Annotated in this window: 12 protein-coding genes, 2 tRNA genes and 3 rRNA genes; 9 read left to right on the top strand and 8 right to left on the bottom strand. The window is 56.1% G+C overall.

Annotation, left to right across the window (positions count from 1 at the left end; genetic code table 11):
• Positions 1-27 precede the first annotated feature (27 nt).
• A complete protein-coding gene (locus PSH76_RS27455) occupies positions 28-450 on the top strand; it encodes an OsmC family protein (RefSeq protein WP_003194686.1) in 423 nt (140 codons plus the stop codon).
• A 47-nt stretch (positions 451-497) separates the two neighbouring features.
• On the opposite strand, the gene coq7 is transcribed toward PSH76_RS27455, so the two are convergent.
• From coq7 to hemJ, 6 genes are all read right to left on the bottom strand, one after another.
• Complete coding sequence (gene coq7, locus PSH76_RS27450) at positions 498-1,145, bottom strand: 2-polyprenyl-3-methyl-6-methoxy-1,4-benzoquinone monooxygenase (RefSeq protein WP_003194684.1); 648 nt, start codon at positions 1,143-1,145, stop codon at positions 498-500.
• An 85-nt stretch (positions 1,146-1,230) separates the two neighbouring features.
• Entirely contained in the window at positions 1,231-1,569 is a 339-nt protein-coding gene (locus PSH76_RS27445; protein ID WP_003194682.1) for a histidine triad nucleotide-binding protein, read from the bottom strand.
• Between the two features lie 44 nt (positions 1,570-1,613).
• Positions 1,614-2,402, bottom strand: coding sequence for an SDR family oxidoreductase (locus PSH76_RS27440; RefSeq protein WP_003194680.1), 789 nt, complete (start codon positions 2,400-2,402; stop codon positions 1,614-1,616).
• Between the two features lie 61 nt (positions 2,403-2,463).
• On the bottom strand, positions 2,464-3,420 hold the full coding sequence (locus PSH76_RS27435) for a DUF805 domain-containing protein (RefSeq protein ID WP_098950208.1): 957 nt from the start codon (positions 3,418-3,420) through the stop codon (positions 2,464-2,466).
• 68 nt (positions 3,421-3,488) lie between these two features.
• Entirely contained in the window at positions 3,489-4,451 is a 963-nt protein-coding gene (locus PSH76_RS27430) for a nitronate monooxygenase family protein (protein ID WP_044269422.1), read from the bottom strand.
• Between the two features lie 24 nt (positions 4,452-4,475).
• Positions 4,476-4,904: a protoporphyrinogen oxidase HemJ gene (hemJ, locus tag PSH76_RS27425; RefSeq protein ID WP_305493239.1), complete on the bottom strand. Its 429-nt coding sequence runs from the start codon at positions 4,902-4,904 to the stop codon at positions 4,476-4,478.
• Between the two features lie 134 nt (positions 4,905-5,038).
• Between hemJ and argC the strand changes: the two genes are divergently transcribed.
• On the top strand, positions 5,039-6,073 hold the full coding sequence (gene argC, locus PSH76_RS27420) for an N-acetyl-gamma-glutamyl-phosphate reductase (RefSeq protein WP_305493238.1): 1,035 nt from the start codon (positions 5,039-5,041) through the stop codon (positions 6,071-6,073).
• A gap of 165 nt (positions 6,074-6,238) precedes the next feature.
• Complete coding sequence (gene erpA / locus PSH76_RS27415; RefSeq protein WP_003176443.1) at positions 6,239-6,589, top strand: iron-sulfur cluster insertion protein ErpA; 351 nt, start codon at positions 6,239-6,241, stop codon at positions 6,587-6,589.
• Between the two features lie 65 nt (positions 6,590-6,654).
• Here erpA and PSH76_RS27410 read toward each other — a convergent pair whose 3' ends face one another.
• Together PSH76_RS27410 and PSH76_RS27405 are read right to left on the bottom strand one after the other, a co-directional pair.
• Positions 6,655-7,746 carry an anhydro-N-acetylmuramic acid kinase gene (locus PSH76_RS27410; protein WP_138762828.1) on the bottom strand — a complete coding sequence of 364 codons (1,092 nt, stop codon included), beginning with the start codon at positions 7,744-7,746 and terminating at the stop codon, positions 6,655-6,657.
• 3 nt (positions 7,747-7,749) lie between these two features.
• Entirely contained in the window at positions 7,750-9,162 is a 1,413-nt protein-coding gene (locus PSH76_RS27405) for a peptidoglycan DD-metalloendopeptidase family protein (protein WP_032895066.1), read from the bottom strand.
• 209 nt (positions 9,163-9,371) lie between these two features.
• On the opposite strand from PSH76_RS27405, the gene tyrS reads away from it, so the two are divergent.
• The 6 genes from tyrS (at position 9,372) to rrf (ending at position 16,294) form a co-directional block, all read left to right on the top strand.
• Entirely contained in the window at positions 9,372-10,571 is a 1,200-nt protein-coding gene (tyrS, locus tag PSH76_RS27400; RefSeq protein WP_305494495.1) for a tyrosine--tRNA ligase, read from the top strand.
• Positions 10,572-11,084: 513 nt separating this feature from the next.
• Positions 11,085-12,619 (top strand): 16S ribosomal RNA (locus tag PSH76_RS27395).
• An 82-nt stretch (positions 12,620-12,701) separates the two neighbouring features.
• A tRNA-Ile gene (locus PSH76_RS27390) sits at positions 12,702-12,778 on the top strand.
• Between the two features lie 30 nt (positions 12,779-12,808).
• Positions 12,809-12,884, top strand: a tRNA-Ala gene (locus tag PSH76_RS27385).
• A gap of 247 nt (positions 12,885-13,131) precedes the next feature.
• Positions 13,132-16,021: ribosomal RNA gene (locus tag PSH76_RS27380) — 23S ribosomal RNA — on the top strand.
• A 157-nt stretch (positions 16,022-16,178) separates the two neighbouring features.
• A 5S ribosomal RNA gene (gene rrf / locus PSH76_RS27375) occupies positions 16,179-16,294 on the top strand.
• Together the 16S, 23S and 5S rRNA genes with 2 tRNA genes alongside form the textbook arrangement of a ribosomal RNA operon.
• Positions 16,295-16,326: the final 32 nt, after the last annotated feature.

Below are 16,326 nucleotides of genomic sequence, written 5' to 3'. Positions count from 1 at the left end.
CCCTTTTTTAGCAGTGGAGTCTGGGCGATGAAGGCACGCATCCAATGGGCGGGCGAAGCCATGTTCCTCGGTGAGTCGGGCAGCGGCCATGTGGTGGTCATGGACGGTCCGCCGGAAGCCGGCGGGCGTAACCTGGGTGTACGCCCGATGGAAATGTTGCTGCTGGGTGTGGGCGGTTGCAGCAATTTCGATGTGGTCAGCATCTTGAAGAAGTCGCGCCAGGCCGTGGAAAGCTGCGAAGCCTTCCTGGAAGCCGAACGCGCCACTGAAGACCCCAAGGTCTTTACCAAGATCCATATGCATTTCGTGGTCAAGGGCCGGGCGCTGAAAGAAGCCCAGGTCAAGCGTGCCATCGAGTTGTCTGCCGAGAAGTACTGCTCAGCATCGATCATGCTGGGGGCGGCGGGCGTGGTCATTACCCACGACTACGAAATCATCGAGTTGGGTTGATTGCAGCAGGGAAAAGAAAGGGCGCTTCGGGCGCCCTTTTTTTCGGTTCAGATTCGATAGGTGCTTTTGGTCATGACCTTGGCCAACAGGCTCATGCCGAACCGTACCGGGGCTGGAAAGCGGAAGCCGCCCGCATCCAGCGCGCTTTCTGCATGGTGTTCTTCGTCGATACGCATCTGCTCAAGAATGGCCCGGGACTTTTCGTCTTCGGCCGGCAGTTGCTCCAGGTGTTCATCCAGGTGCTTGCACACCTGATGTTCTGTCGCGGCTACAAACCCCAGGCTGACTTTGTCGCTGATCAGCCCGGCAGCCGCGCCGATACCAAACGACAAGCCATAAAACAGTGGGTTGAGCACGCTGGGATGGCTGCCCAACTGGCGGATGCGTTGTTCGCACCAGGCTAGGTGGTCGATCTCTTCCTCGGCCGCGTGCTCCATCGCCGTGCGTACCTGCGGCAACTTGGCGGTCAGCGCCTGGCCCTGGTACAGCGCCTGGGCACAGACTTCACCGGTATGGTTGATGCGCATCAGGCCAGCCACGTGACGGGTATCGGTCTCGCTTAGCTGTACATCTGGCTGCACGATGGCGGGCGATGGACGGTAAGGTTGGCCGCTGAACGGCAGCAGGGTGCGCATGGCCATGTCGGCTTGCAGCAACAGACGGTCAATCGGCGAGTAGTGACGTTGGGTAGTCATGCTGACCTCCGGGAAGAATCTCGGCGGCCAGTTTACCGCAAGAGAGCGTCCAGCGTTTGTGCTGAGTCAATTTGCCCTTGTGCACTCAGCCCGGCGGCCAGTTCATCTGGCGCTGACCCAGCACGTGCATATGGATGTGGTAAACGGTTTGCCCGCCGTCTTCATTGCAATTCATCACCACGCGAAAGCCTTTTTCGCAACCCTGTTCCACGGCCAGGCGCTGGGCGGTGAACAGGATATGGCCGGCCAGCGCCTTATCGTCCTCGGTCAGGTCATTGAGGGTACGAATGGGCTTTTTCGGGATAACCAGAAAATGCACCGGCGCCTGTGGGGCGATATCGTGAAAAGCCAGGACCTGGTCATCTTCATAGATGATCTTCGCCGGTATTTCTCTGTTGATGATCTTGGTGAACAGAGTATCCACAGCTGTATCTCCATTGTGAAAGTGAGGTGAGTGTACGCAGGCCATCAGCGTGGGCAATAGGCCTTGTTGATGGCGCCGGCAATTTTGCGGGTCAGCCAGCGGGGGCTCAGGCGTGGGCTGAACGTCAGCCAACGGTTGCGTCGCCCGGGAATGATGATGGCTTTGTTCTTTTCCAGCGCACGCACGGTGTAGAGCGCGACTTCTTCCGGGCTCATCAGTTGCTGGCTGCGGTCGAGTTTCGCCGTATCCATCTGTGCGGTGCCGAAGAATGCGGTGCGCGTAGGGCCAGGGCACAACACTGAGACCTTGATGCCGCAGGTCTTCAATTCTTCGCGCAACCCTTCGGAAAAGTGCAATACGTAGGCTTTGCTGGCGTAGTAGCTGCTCATCCACGGCCCAGGCTGGAAGGCGGCGACCGAAGCCACATTGAGGATTTGCCCGCCGCCATGCAGGGCCATGGCATTGCCGAGCGCGTGGCACATGCGGGTCAGGGCCAGGATGTTGACTTCGATGAGGTCCTGCTCGGTCATCCAGTCCTGGGCCAGGAACGGCCCGCTGGTGCCGATGCCGGCGCAGTTGACCAGCAGGTCGATCTGCCGCTCACCCTCTTCGAGCTCCAGCAAAAAGCCGGACAAACGCAGCGGTTCGCCCAGGTCACAGGCACGAAACAGCACCTCGACGCCGAAGCGTTGGGTCAATTCCAATGCAATGCTTTCCAACTGATCACGCTGGCGGGCCACCAGAATCAAACTGCGGCCGCGCCGTGCCAAGGCTTCGGCCAATGCCAGGCCGATGCCGCTGGAGGCGCCGGTGATCAGAGCGTAACGGGTCATGCCTTTCTCCATCGCAACGCCGCCGGCCCATGACAGTGCGTCACAGGCGGCGGGCGTTTCTTCACTGTTCTGGAGAGTCTACAGGTTCGGCTGCGTCGTCAGCACTTTGCGCTGCGGCTTCATCAACGATAACGCTTTGTTCTGCGTCTGCATCGGAGGTGATGGAGCTGCTTTCGTAGCTGCTGTCCATGTTGGCTTCAAGCTGGTCCAGGTAACCGTTCATGCCCAAGGTGACGACGATGATTAGCATCAAAGGGATAAAAGCCAACCACAGCGAAGCCAGGATTTTCACCGCCGTAGAGTTGCGTGGTGGTGGCGCGCCGTATTGGTTGGCGCCCGTGTTGCCTGGCAATACCAGCAACAGCAGAGGGAAAACACTGTTGACCAGCGGAACCAGGTTCAGCAGGTAAAGCCAGCCAGACCAGCCCAGGTCATGCAGGCGCTGCACGCCGATTTGCACGCTCACCACTACCAGTGCCACAAACAGCGCGAAGCCCAGCAGTGAGCCAATAATGATGGCGATGGTTGGCGAGGCTGTCGCCACCGCGAAGCCCACGGTACTGATGATGCCCGCGGCCACCAACATCGCGACGGTCAGTGCCAGCGTCCAGGCCAGGTAGCGCAGGCGCCCGATGCGACCGTGGATGGTGAACACCTTTAGAGTGGCGAACTCCGGCAGGTCATCGCCAACAGCGGCGCGTGGCGGTGCATACGGTGAAGCGGCGGCGCGGTCAGCGGTTGACGAGCCTGTCTCGTGGGTTTCTGCCAGGCTGAATGCCACGGGGTGTTCCTCTTCGATGCGTGCGTCCACCCCGGCATTGTGCAGTGCCGTGAGGTAGGTTTCAGCGTCGGGGCGCGACAGGTCGCGCTTGAGCGCGACGGGGCGGCCGGTGAAGAGCTTTTCGATCGCTTCAACATCGCTTTTGAATAACTCGGCGAGGTTCAGCTTGGCGGTGGTGCTTTCGACACCTGGGCGCAAGGCTCCGTCAAACACAATCTTGAAACGGCTGTCGCTCATGCGGGCATCCTTGTCACTTAATCAGGGGGAGTATGCAGGCCTGTCCGATGGGCAGGCCCGGCAGTGGGTCAGCGTGGCCAGCGCAGTTGCGCGGCATGCTCGCGTGCTTTGCGGTATTCGGCATCCAGGCGCGCTATGAGCTCATCCACACTGGGCACATCATTGATTTCACCGACGCCTTGGCCGGCAGACCATACAGTTTTCCACGCTTTGGCCTCATCGCTCAATGGCTTGAGCTTGGAACCGAAGTTGACTTCCCCTTTGCCTTGAAGCGCAGCGAGGTCAAAACCGGCATTTTCCAGGCTCTGGCGCATAAAGCTGGCAGGTACGCCGGAGACAGCAGGAGTGTGCACGATGTCGGCGGCGCGCGATGTGAGCAGCATCTCCTTATAGGCATCCGGTGCCTGGCTTTCGGTGGTGCCGATAAAGCGCGTGCCGAAATATGCCAGGTCTGCCCCCAGCACCTGAGCGGCAAGAATTTCGTGCCCATGGTTAAGGCAGCCCGCCAGCAGCAGGGTTTTGTCGAAGAACTGGCGAATCTCGGCAATCAGTGAAAAGGGGCTCCAGGTGCCAGCGTGGCCACCCGCACCAGCGGCTACGGCAATCAGGCCGTCGACGCCCGCTTCAGCGGCTTTCTCGGCATGGCGTCGGGTAGTGACGTCATGAAATACCAGGCCGCCGTAGCTGTGAACGGCATCTACCAATTCCTTTACCGCACCCAGGCTGGTGATGACGATGGGCACCTTGTGTTCGACGCAGATCGCCAGGTCGGCCTCCAGCCGCGGGTTGCTGTTGTGCACGATCAGGTTCACGGCATAGGGCGCAGGGTTGTCCAACTGCGCCAAACCCGCTTCGATTTCTTCCAGCCAGGCCTTGAAACCACTGCTTTCGCGTTGGTTGAGCGCCGGGAAACTGCCAACTACCCCGTTGCGGCAGCAGGCCAGGACCAGTTGCGGATTGGAGATCAGAAACATCGGCGCGGCCACCACGGGCAGGCGCAAACGTTGTTCCAGCAGAGCGGGCAGCGACATTGGAGGTTCCCCGAGTAATTGAAGTTAGAATGGTTTGACCACGACCAAAATTACGATAGCCAGCAATATCAGAACCGGGACTTCATTGAACCAGCGATAAAAGACATGGCTGCGGGTGTTTTCGCCACGGGCGAAGCGCTTTACCTGTGCGCCGCACATGTGATGGTAGCCAATCAGCAGGACGACCAGGGTCAGCTTGGCGTGGATCCAGGCGCCCGACTGGAAAATGCCGGGGTTGAGGGCCAGCATCCAGATGCCGAAGACCAGTGTGGCAACCATCGCCGGGCCCATGATGCCCCGGAACAACTTGCGCTCCATGATGCTGAAGCGTTCCTTGCTGACGGTGTCTTCGCTTTGGGCGTGGTAGACGAACAGGCGCGGCAGGTAGAACAGCCCGGCAAACCAGCAGACGATGCTGACGATATGGAAGGCTTTGACCCATAGATAGAGCATTTTAGTTATTCCCAGGTTCACGGTAGCGAAGATAGTAGTGGCTCATGCGCCCGTACGTCACGTTGACGGTTGTCGCAGGACGATACGGCCCCTATTATCGACGGCTTTCCAGTGGGTTCGTTGAGGGCAGGTTTATGGTCAAGGTCGGTATCGTCGGCGGCACGGGTTACACCGGTGTCGAATTGCTGCGTCTGTTGGCTCAGCATCCGCAAGCTGAGGTGGTGGTCATCACTTCCCGATCCGAAGCCGGGCTGGCCGTGGCCGATATGTACCCGAACCTGCGAGGCCACTATGACGGCCTGGCGTTCAGTGTGCCGGACACCAAGACCCTGGGGGCCTGCGACGTGGTGTTCTTCGCCACGCCTCACGGTGTAGCCCATGCGTTGGCCGGTGAGCTGTTGGCGGCGGGTACCAAGGTTATCGACTTGTCGGCAGACTTCCGCCTGCAAGACGCCGATGAGTGGGCCAAGTGGTACGGCCAACCCCATGGTGCGCCGCAGCTGTTGGTAGAGGCAGTCTACGGCCTGCCGGAAGTCAATCGCGAGCAGATCAAGCAAGCACGCCTGATTGCGGTGCCGGGTTGCTATCCGACGGCGACGCAATTGGGCTTCCTGCCATTGCTGGAAGCTGGTCTGGCGGATGCGTCGCGCCTGATCGCCGACTGCAAGTCGGGCGTCAGTGGTGCGGGCCGTGGCGCGGCGGTCGGTTCTCTGTACTCCGAAACGTCGGAAAGCATGAAAGCCTATGCGGTAAAAGGTCATCGTCACTTGCCGGAAATTCGCCAGGGCCTGCGCCGCGCTGCCGGCCGGGAGGTAGGGCTGACCTTCGTGCCGCACCTGACGCCGATGATCCGCGGGATTCACTCCACGCTGTATGCGACTGTCACTGATCGCTCGGTGGACCTGCAGGCGCTGTTTGAAAAACGTTATGCCAGTGAGCCGTTCGTCGATGTGATGCCGGCCGGCAGCCATCCGGAAACGCGCAGCGTGCGAGGCGCCAATGTGTGCCGTATTGCGGTGCATCGTCCGCAGGATGGCGACCTGGTGGTGGTGTTGTCGGTGATCGACAACCTGGTCAAGGGCGCGTCGGGCCAGGCGGTGCAGAACATGAACATCCTGTTCGGCCTGGACGAGAAGTTGGGCCTGTCCCACGCGGGCATGCTGCCTTAACGCAGACTTACCGTTGTGCAAAAGGCCCGTTGATCGGGCCTTTTGCATTTTTAATGGTCGCTGGGCAGATTGATATACCGTAACAATAGTTGACCGCTTTTCTAGGAGAAGCGGATAATACCGGCCATTACGCATATGGCGGCGCTACGCCGGGAGATTATCAGCATGAGCGTTGAATCCTTCACCCCCACGGCTTTGCAATTCACCCACGGTGCTGCGCACAAGGTGAAGAGCCTGGTCGATGAAGAGGGTAATGATCGCTTGAAGCTGCGCGTATTCGTTACGGGCGGCGGTTGTTCAGGGTTTCAGTACGGTTTTACCTTCGATGAAGATGTGGCCGATGACGACACTATCGTTGAGCGCGAGGGTGTGAGCCTGGTCGTGGATCCGATGAGCTTCCAATACCTGGCGGGTGCCGAGGTGGATTATCAGGAAGGTCTGGAAGGCTCGCGTTTCGTGATCAAGAACCCTAATGCCACCACGACATGTGGTTGCGGGTCTTCGTTCTCGATCTGATCGGTAGCAGATACAAAAACGCCGCTTGGCTCTTACGGGCCAAGCGGCGTTTTGCTGTCTGGGGTTCAGGCGGGGTAGATCGCGCCAAGCACTCGAAGCCCGCGAGCGCCAGTGACGCTGGGGCGATTGGCGGCAATGCCTTCAAGGCAGCAATGGGCCAGCCAGGCGAAGGCCATTGCTTCTACCCAGTCCGGGTCTACGCCGTAGGCCGCTGTAGTGCTGACATGGGTGGAAGGCAGTAGCGCGGTCAGCCGGCTCATCAGTGCCCCGTTATGGGCGCCTCCGCCGCATATCAGCAAGGTCGTAGTGTCAGTTTGGGCGCTTTGCAGGGACTCGACGATGGTCAGGGCCGTCAGTTCCAGCAGGGTGGCCTGTACGTCTTGGGGTTCAAAGGCGGGCAAGCGGCCAAGGTGCTGCTGCAGCCAGGCCAGGTTGAACACCTCTCGGCCCGTGCTTTTCGGGCCTTTGGTCAAGAAGAACGGATCGCTGAGCAACGTGGTGAGCAACTGGGGCTGGACCTTTCCGCTGGCCGCCCATTGCCCGTCCCGATCGAAGTGTTCGCCGCGCTGCAGATGAATCCAGGCATCGAGCAGCACGTTCCCTGGGCCGCAGTCGAAACCGGCCACAGGCTTGCCCGTCTCGATCAGGCTGAGGTTGCTGAACCCGCCGACATTCAATACCGCGCGATTGCCCGTCTGCTCGCCGAACAAGGCTTCATGAAAGGCAGGAACCAAAGGAGCGCCTTGGCCGCCGGCAGCGACATCGCGGCTGCGGAAGTCGCTGACGACGGTGATGCCTGTGAGTTCGGTGAGAAGGGCAGGGTTGCCGATCTGAACGGTAAAGCCTCGGGCGGGTTCATGGCGAATCGTCTGGCCATGGCTACCAATCGCCCGAATGTCCTGAGGCTTGAGGTTCTGTTGATCCAGCAAGGCGTGGATGCCTTGGGCGGCGAGCGTGACCCATTGTTGCTGGGCGATTGCCGAGCGGGCGATCTCATCCGGGCCGCTGGCGCATAGGCTCAGCAGTTCTGTGCGCAAGGCGTCAGGCATCGGGATGTAGCGGGTGGCGATCAGATTGATCGCCGCACCTTGTTCGATAAGGGCGATATCCAGGCCGTCGAGGCTGGTCCCGGACATCACGCCGATATAGAGCGGCATACCTTAACGCTTCGCCGAAGCCAGCAAGGTGGAGCGCTCTTGATCCATCCGTGCCATCAGCGGCTGGCTCTGCTGCATGAAGCGCGCGCGTTCGGCCTTGGCAATCGGGTCGGCCATCGGCAGCTTCTGGCCCAATGGGTCGACGTGTACGCCGTTGACCTGGAACTCGTAGTGCAAGTGCGGGCCGGTGGAGAGGCCGGTGGTACCGATGTAGCCGATCACTTGGCCTTGTTTCACGTTGCCGCCAGTCTTGACGCCCTTGGCGAACCCTTGCATGTGGCCGTACAGCGTGCGGTAAGTGTTGCCGTGCTGGATGATCACCGTATTGCCATAACCGCCACGGCGCCCCGCCAACAAGACCTTGCCGTCGCCAGCCGCCTTGATTGGCGTGCCACGCGGCGCGGCATAGTCGACGCCCTTGTGTGCGCGAATTTTGTTCAGAATTGGATGCTTGCGGCCCATGGAGAAACGCGAGCTAATACGGGCAAAGTCAACGGGTGTACGGATGAAGGCCTTGCGCATGCTGTTGCCATCAGCCGTGTAGTAGCTGCTGTTGCCTTGTTTGTTGGTGTAGCGCACGGCGGTGTAGGTTTTGCCGCGGTTGGTGAAGCGTGCAGACAGAATGTTGCCAGTGCCGACTACTTTCCCGTTGGCCACTTTCTGCTCGTAGATCACGTCGAATTCGTCGCCTTGACGGATGTCCTGAGCGAAGTCGATGTCGTAGCCAAATACGCTGGCCATGTCCATGGTCATGCTATGCGACAGGCCCGCACGCGCGGCCGATTGCGACAGGGAGCTGTTGATCACGCCGTGTACGTAGGCGGAACGCATGACGGGTTTGGTGGTGATTCGGTTGAATGCGAAACCTTTGGCGCCTTTGCTCAGGCTGATGCTTTCCAAGTCACTGATGCTGGTATGCAGGTTGTTCAACTGGCCGTCTGGCGTCAGCTCAAATTCAAGCTTTTGGCCACGTTTGAGCTGAGTGAATTGCTTGGCTTGTTTATCGCTGGCGAGCACGTCATTTACAGCGGCGGCAGGCAACCCAACCTTTTCGAACAGGGTAGAGAGAGTGTCGCCTTTGCCCACGATGACTTCGCGATGCTGGGGATTCTTGGCTGCGGCGGCCGCAGGCGCTTCCTGGGCGGCTTGCTGGGTGTCTTCGGGAGTGCTTTCGATCTGTGCGAAAGGTGATTCAGTTGCAGTGTTTGTGGCTTGTTGTGCGTCGGAAGCGTCTTGATCTTGTGTCAGTTGTTCAACTGGGCTTTCCAGATCAAGGCTCAGGGATGTTCGTTTGGCTTCAACGTCACTGGAAGGGAATACCAGCAGTGCCAGGCTGAGAAGGGCGGCGATACCACTTGCGGCGAGCAGGTGGGTCTTCGGGTAAAGCGGCGGCGCTTTAGACGGTTCAGTGGTCATAGGTAATTTTGACTTTGAAGATGAAATGGAAAAGATGAATGACATGATGAAGATGAAATAACTGTATAAAATATAACCAAATCATCTGTGGCGCAAGCTCGCGAACGCTGGGCTTGCTGAACGGTGTCCGTGCGCAGGGCAAAACTTGTAATTAGTCCCTGATCTTGTATGGTTGGTTCCCTTTTGAATCTGAGCCTTGCGGGTCTGTTATGAAGTCGGTTGAAGAGCAGCTAGCGCTGATAAAACGTGGTGCGGAAGAACTGTTGGTCGAGTCCGAGCTGATCGAAAAGCTCAAGCGTGGCCAGCCCCTGCGTATCAAGGCTGGCTTTGATCCGACTGCGCCGGATCTGCACTTGGGTCATACCGTGCTTATTAATAAGCTGCGTCAGTTCCAGGAACTGGGCCATCAGGTCATCTTCCTTATAGGTGACTTCACCGGGATGATCGGTGATCCAAGCGGCAAGAGCGCTACGCGCCCGCCGCTGACTCGCGGGCAGGTGCTCGATAATGCCGAGACCTATAAGACCCAGGTATTCAAGATCCTTGATCCAGCCAAGACCGAGGTGGCGTTCAACTCCACCTGGATGGACAAAATGGGGCCGGCAGATTTCATTCGCCTGACTTCCCAATACACCGTGGCGCGCATGCTTGAGCGCGATGACTTCGACAAGCGCTACTCGACCAATCAGCCAATCGCCATCCATGAGTTCCTCTATCCGCTGGTTCAGGGGTACGACTCGGTGGCGCTGCGTGCGGACGTTGAGTTGGGCGGCACCGATCAGAAGTTCAACCTGTTGATGGGGCGTGAATTGCAGCGCGCCTATGGTCAGGAGGCTCAGTGCATTCTGACCATGCCATTGTTGGAAGGCTTGGATGGCGTCAAGAAGATGTCCAAGTCCTTGGGTAACTATGTCGGTATCCAGGAAGCGCCGGGTGTGATGTACGGCAAGCTGGTGTCTATTCCGGATGCACTGATGTGGCGTTACTTTGAGTTGTTGAGCTTCCGCTCGATGGACGAAATCAATGCGCTGCGTGCGGATGTCGAGGCGGGCGCTAATCCTCGGGATGTGAAGATTAAGCTGGCTGAAGAAATCGTTGCGCGCTTCCATGGTGAGGAGGCTGCGGCCAGCGCTCACCGTGCGGCAGGTAATCGCATGAAAGATGGCGAGCTGCCTGACGATCTGCCGGAGATTGAGCTGACTGCTGCCGAGGCTATGCCGATTGCGGCTGTGCTTAATAAGGCTGGCCTGGTGAAGAATTCGGCGGTAGCGCGTGATCTCTTGGGTTCGGGTGGTGTGCGTATAGATGGTGAGGTGGTTGATCGCACCTTTATATACGAGCTGGGCGCCACTCACGTTTGTCAGGCGGGGAAGAAGGCATTTGCGCGTATTACGCTCAAATCCGAATAAGTCTGAAATAGGTGTTGACGGCGAATTATATCTGTCTATAATACGCCCCACTTCCGGCGCAGTCGAAACGGAAAACTCCTTGGTAAACAAAGAGTTACGCAGTTCTCGACAGCAAGTTGCTTCAGTTCATCGAAGCCAAAAGGAAGTTGAAAAAGAGGTGTTGACGGCAGCGTGTAACGCTGTAGAATTCGCCTCCCGCTTACGAGAGATCGCAAGCGCAAGTGGTTGAAGTTGTTGAAGAAATCTTCGAAATCTTCGAAATCTTCGAAAACTTCTGAAAATAACCACTTGACAGCAAATGAGGCTGCTGTAGAATGCGCGCCTCGGTTGAGACGAAAGATCTTAACCAATCGCTCTTTAACAACTGAATCAAGCAATTCGTGTGGGTGCTTGTGGAGTCAGACTGATAGTCAACAAGATTATCAGCATCACAAGTTACTCCGCGAGAAATCAAAGATGTAACCAACGATTGCTGAGCCAAGTTTAGGGTTTCTTAAAAACCCAAAGATGTTTGAACTGAAGAGTTTGATCATGGCTCAGATTGAACGCTGGCGGCAGGCCTAACACATGCAAGTCGAGCGGTAGAGAGAAGCTTGCTTCTCTTGAGAGCGGCGGACGGGTGAGTAATGCCTAGGAATCTGCCTGGTAGTGGGGGATAACGTTCGGAAACGGACGCTAATACCGCATACGTCCTACGGGAGAAAGCAGGGGACCTTCGGGCCTTGCGCTATCAGATGAGCCTAGGTCGGATTAGCTAGTTGGTGAGGTAATGGCTCACCAAGGCGACGATCCGTAACTGGTCTGAGAGGATGATCAGTCACACTGGAACTGAGACACGGTCCAGACTCCTACGGGAGGCAGCAGTGGGGAATATTGGACAATGGGCGAAAGCCTGATCCAGCCATGCCGCGTGTGTGAAGAAGGTCTTCGGATTGTAAAGCACTTTAAGTTGGGAGGAAGGGTTGTAGATTAATACTCTGCAATTTTGACGTTACCGACAGAATAAGCACCGGCTAACTCTGTGCCAGCAGCCGCGGTAATACAGAGGGTGCAAGCGTTAATCGGAATTACTGGGCGTAAAGCGCGCGTAGGTGGTTTGTTAAGTTGGATGTGAAATCCCCGGGCTCAACCTGGGAACTGCATTCAAAACTGACTGACTAGAGTATGGTAGAGGGTGGTGGAATTTCCTGTGTAGCGGTGAAATGCGTAGATATAGGAAGGAACACCAGTGGCGAAGGCGACCACCTGGACTAATACTGACACTGAGGTGCGAAAGCGTGGGGAGCAAACAGGATTAGATACCCTGGTAGTCCACGCCGTAAACGATGTCAACTAGCCGTTGGAAGCCTTGAGCTTTTAGTGGCGCAGCTAACGCATTAAGTTGACCGCCTGGGGAGTACGGCCGCAAGGTTAAAACTCAAATGAATTGACGGGGGCCCGCACAAGCGGTGGAGCATGTGGTTTAATTCGAAGCAACGCGAAGAACCTTACCAGGCCTTGACATCCAATGAACTTTCTAGAGATAGATTGGTGCCTTCGGGACATTGAGACAGGTGCTGCATGGCTGTCGTCAGCTCGTGTCGTGAGATGTTGGGTTAAGTCCCGTAACGAGCGCAACCCTTGTCCTTAGTTACCAGCACGTATGGTGGGCACTCTAAGGAGACTGCCGGTGACAAACCGGAGGAAGGTGGGGATGACGTCAAGTCATCATGGCCCTTACGGCCTGGGCTACACACGTGCTACAATGGTCGGTACAGAGGGTTGCCAAGCCGCGAGGTGGAGCTAATCCCATAAAACCGATCGTAGTCCGGATCGCAGTCTGCAACTCGACTGCGTGAAGTCGGAATCGCTAGTAATCGCGAATCAGAATGTCGCGGTGAATACGTTCCCGGGCCTTGTACACACCGCCCGTCACACCATGGGAGTGGGTTGCACCAGAAGTAGCTAGTCTAACCTTCGGGAGGACGGTTACCACGGTGTGATTCATGACTGGGGTGAAGTCGTAACAAGGTAGCCGTAGGGGAACCTGCGGCTGGATCACCTCCTTAATCGACGACATCAGCTGCTCCATAAGTTCCCACACGAATTGCTTGATTCATTGAAGAAGACGAAAAGAAGCAGCCCGAAATTGGGTCTGTAGCTCAGTTGGTTAGAGCGCACCCCTGATAAGGGTGAGGTCGGCAGTTCGAATCTGCCCAGACCCACCAATTTTGTGTGGGAAACGCCTGTAGAAATACGGGGCCATAGCTCAGCTGGGAGAGCGCCTGCCTTGCACGCAGGAGGTCAACGGTTCGATCCCGTTTGGCTCCACCACTACTGCTTCTGTTTGTATAAAGCTTAGAAATGAGCATTCCATCGTTGTGATGGTGAATGTTGATTTCTAGTCTTTGACTAGTTCGTTCTTTAAAAATTTGGGTATGTGATAGAAAGATAGACTGAACGTTACTTTCACTGGTAACGGATCAGGCTAAGGTAAAATTTGTGAGTTCTCTTAATTGAGAAATTCGAATTTTCGGCGAATGTCGTCTTCACAGTATAACCAGATTGCTTGGGGTTATATGTTCAAGTGAAGAAGCGCATACGGTGGATGCCTTGGCAGTCAGAGGCGATGAAAGACGTGGTAGCCTGCGAAAAGCTTCGGGGAGTCGGCAAACAGACTTTGATCCGGAGATGTCTGAATGGGGGAACCCAGCCATCATAAGATGGTTATCTTGTACTGAATACATAGGTGCAAGAAGCGAACCAGGGGAACTGAAACATCTAAGTACCCTGAGGAAAAGAAATCAACCGAGATTCCCTTAGTAGTGGCGAGCGAACGGGGACTAGCCCTTAAGTGGCTTTGAGATTAGCGGAACGCTCTGGAAAGTGCGGCCATAGTGGGTGATAGCCCTGTACGCGAAAATCTCTTAGTCATGAAATCGAGTAGGACGGAGCACGAGAAACTTTGTCTGAATATGGGGGGACCATCCTCCAAGGCTAAATACTACTGACTGACCGATAGTGAACTAGTACCGTGAGGGAAAGGCGAAAAGAACCCCGGAGAGGGGAGTGAAATAGATCCTGAAACCGTATGCGTACAAGCAGTGGGAGCCCACTTTGTTGGGTGACTGCGTACCTTTTGTATAATGGGTCAGCGACTTATTTTCAGTGGCGAGCTTAACCGAATAGGGGAGGCGTAGCGAAAGCGAGTCTTAATAGGGCGTCTAGTCGCTGGGAATAGACCCGAAACCGGGCGATCTATCCATGGGCAGGTTGAAGGTTGGGTAACACTAACTGGAGGACCGAACCGACTACCGTTGAAAAGTTAGCGGATGACCTGTGGATCGGAGTGAAAGGCTAATCAAGCTCGGAGATAGCTGGTTCTCCTCGAAAGCTATTTAGGTAGCGCCTCATGTATCACTGTAGGGGGTAGAGCACTGTTTCGGCTAGGGGGTCATCCCGACTTACCAAACCGATGCAAACTCCGAATACCTACAAGTGCCGAGCATGGGAGACACACGGCGGGTGCTAACGTCCGTCGTGAAAAGGGAAACAACCCAGACCGTCAGCTAAGGTCCCAAAGTTATGGTTAAGTGGGAAACGATGTGGGAAGGCTTAGACAGCTAGGAGGTTGGCTTAGAAGCAGCCACCCTTTAAAGAAAGCGTAATAGCTCACTAGTCGAGTCGGCCTGCGCGGAAGATGTAACGGGGCTCAAACCATACACCGAAGCTACGGGTATCACGTAAGTGATGCGGTAGAGGAGCGTTCTGTAAGCCTGTGAAGGTGAGTTGAGAAGCTTGCTGGAGGTATCAGAAGTGCGAATGCTGACATGAGTAACGATAATGGGTGTGAAAAACACCCACGCCGAAAGACCAAGGTTTCCTGCGCAACGTTAATCGACGCAGGGTTAGTCGGTCCCTAAGGCGAGGCTGAAAAGCGTAGTCGATGGAAAACAGGTTAATATTCCTGTACTTCTGGTTATTGCGATGGAGGGACGGAGAAGGCTAGGCCAGCTTGGCGTTGGTTGTCCAAGTTTAAGGTGGTAGGCTGGAATCTTAGGTAAATCCGGGATTCTAAGGCCGAGAGCTGATGACGAGTTACTTTTAGTAACGAAGTGGTTGATGCCATGCTTCCAAGAAAAGCTTCTAAGCTTCAGGTAACCAGGAACCGTACCCCAAACCGACACAGGTGGTTGGGTAGAGAATACCAAGGCGCTTGAGAGAACTCGGGTGAAGGAACTAGGCAAAATGGCACCGTAACTTCGGGAGAAGGTGCGCCGGTGAGGGTGAAGGACTTGCTCCGTAAGCTCATGCCGGTCGAAGATACCAGGCCGCTGCGACTGTTTATTAAAAACACAGCACTCTGCAAACACGAAAGTGGACGTATAGGGTGTGACGCCTGCCCGGTGCCGGAAGGTTAATTGATGGGGTTAGCTAACGCGAAGCTCTTGATCGAAGCCCCGGTAAACGGCGGCCGTAACTATAACGGTCCTAAGGTAGCGAAATTCCTTGTCGGGTAAGTTCCGACCTGCACGAATGGCGTAACGATGGCGGCGCTGTCTCCACCCGAGACTCAGTGAAATTGAAATCGCTGTGAAGATGCAGTGTATCCGCGGCTAGACGGAAAGACCCCGTGAACCTTTACTATAGCTTTGCACTGGACTTTGAATTTGCTTGTGTAGGATAGGTGGGAGGCTTTGAAGCGTGGACGCCAGTCTGCGTGGAGCCATCCTTGAAATACCACCCTGGCAACTTTGAGGTTCTAACTCAGGTCCGTTATCCGGATCGAGGACAGTGTATGGTGGGTAGTTTGACTGGGGCGGTCTCCTCCTAAAGAGTAACGGAGGAGTACGAAGGTGCGCTCAGACCGGTCGGAAATCGGTCGTAGAGTATAAAGGCAAAAGCGCGCTTGACTGCGAGACAGACACGTCGAGCAGGTACGAAAGTAGGTCTTAGTGATCCGGTGGTTCTGTATGGAAGGGCCATCGCTCAACGGATAAAAGGTACTCCGGGGATAACAGGCTGATACCGCCCAAGAGTTCATATCGACGGCGGTGTTTGGCACCTCGATGTCGGCTCATCACATCCTGGGGCTGAAGCCGGTCCCAAGGGTATGGCTGTTCGCCATTTAAAGTGGTACGCGAGCTGGGTTTAGAACGTCGTGAGACAGTTCGGTCCCTATCTGCCGTGGACGTTTGAGATTTGAGAGGGGCTGCTCCTAGTACGAGAGGACCGGAGTGGACGAACCTCTGGTGTTCCGGTTGTCACGCCAGTGGCATTGCCGGGTAGCTATGTTCGGAATAGATAACCGCTGAAAGCATCTAAGCGGGAAACTAGCCTCAAGATGAGATCTCACTGGAACCTTGAGTTCCCTGAAGGGCCGTCGAAGACTACGACGTTGATAGGTTGGGTGTGTAAGCGCTGTGAGGCGTTGAGCTAACCAATACTAATTGCCCGTGAGGCTTGACCATATAACACCCAAGCAATTTGCGAACTCGAGAGAGACCAGATTGCGGTGTGTGAAGACGAAGATGAACCGAAAGTTCGACGCTCACAAAACACCGAGATCTATCACGTACCCAATTTGCTGAAGCGAGGCCAACTGGCCGCGACTCAGTACCCGAATTTCTTGACGACCATAGAGCATTGGAACCACCTGATCCCATCCCGAACTCAGCAGTGAAACGATGCATCGCCGATGGTAGTGTGGGGTTTCCCCATGTGAGAGTAGGTCATCGTCAAGATTAAATTCCGAAACCCCAATTGCGAAAGCAGT

The organism is Pseudomonas sp. FP215, from assembly GCF_030687795.1.
GTDB lineage: Bacteria > Pseudomonadota > Gammaproteobacteria > Pseudomonadales > Pseudomonadaceae > Aquipseudomonas > Aquipseudomonas salmasensis.
This window is presented reverse-complemented; position numbering and strand designations above follow the sequence as displayed.

What these genes read in the sequence shown, in the direction of transcription:
- PSH76_RS27455 (WP_003194686.1), top strand. Translation starts at nt 28, where the DNA reads ATGAAGGCACGCATCCAATGGGCGGGCGAAGCCATGTTCCTCGGTGAG.
- coq7 (WP_003194684.1), bottom strand. Translation starts at nt 1,145, where the DNA reads ATGACTACCCAACGTCACTACTCGCCGATTGACCGTCTGTTGCTGCAA.
- PSH76_RS27440 (WP_003194680.1), bottom strand. Translation starts at nt 2,402, where the DNA reads ATGACCCGTTACGCTCTGATCACCGGCGCCTCCAGCGGCATCGGCCTG.
- PSH76_RS27435 (WP_098950208.1), bottom strand. Translation starts at nt 3,420, where the DNA reads ATGAGCGACAGCCGTTTCAAGATTGTGTTTGACGGAGCCTTGCGCCCA.
- PSH76_RS27430 (WP_044269422.1), bottom strand. Translation starts at nt 4,451, where the DNA reads ATGTCGCTGCCCGCTCTGCTGGAACAACGTTTGCGCCTGCCCGTGGTG.
- hemJ (WP_305493239.1), bottom strand. Translation starts at nt 4,904, where the DNA reads ATGCTCTATCTATGGGTCAAAGCCTTCCATATCGTCAGCATCGTCTGC.
- argC (WP_305493238.1), top strand. Translation starts at nt 5,039, where the DNA reads ATGGTCAAGGTCGGTATCGTCGGCGGCACGGGTTACACCGGTGTCGAA.
- erpA (WP_003176443.1), top strand. Translation starts at nt 6,239, where the DNA reads ATGAGCGTTGAATCCTTCACCCCCACGGCTTTGCAATTCACCCACGGT.
- PSH76_RS27410 (WP_138762828.1), bottom strand. Translation starts at nt 7,746, where the DNA reads ATGCCGCTCTATATCGGCGTGATGTCCGGGACCAGCCTCGACGGCCTG.
- PSH76_RS27405 (WP_032895066.1), bottom strand. Translation starts at nt 9,162, where the DNA reads ATGACCACTGAACCGTCTAAAGCGCCGCCGCTTTACCCGAAGACCCAC.
- tyrS (WP_305494495.1), top strand. Translation starts at nt 9,372, where the DNA reads ATGAAGTCGGTTGAAGAGCAGCTAGCGCTGATAAAACGTGGTGCGGAA.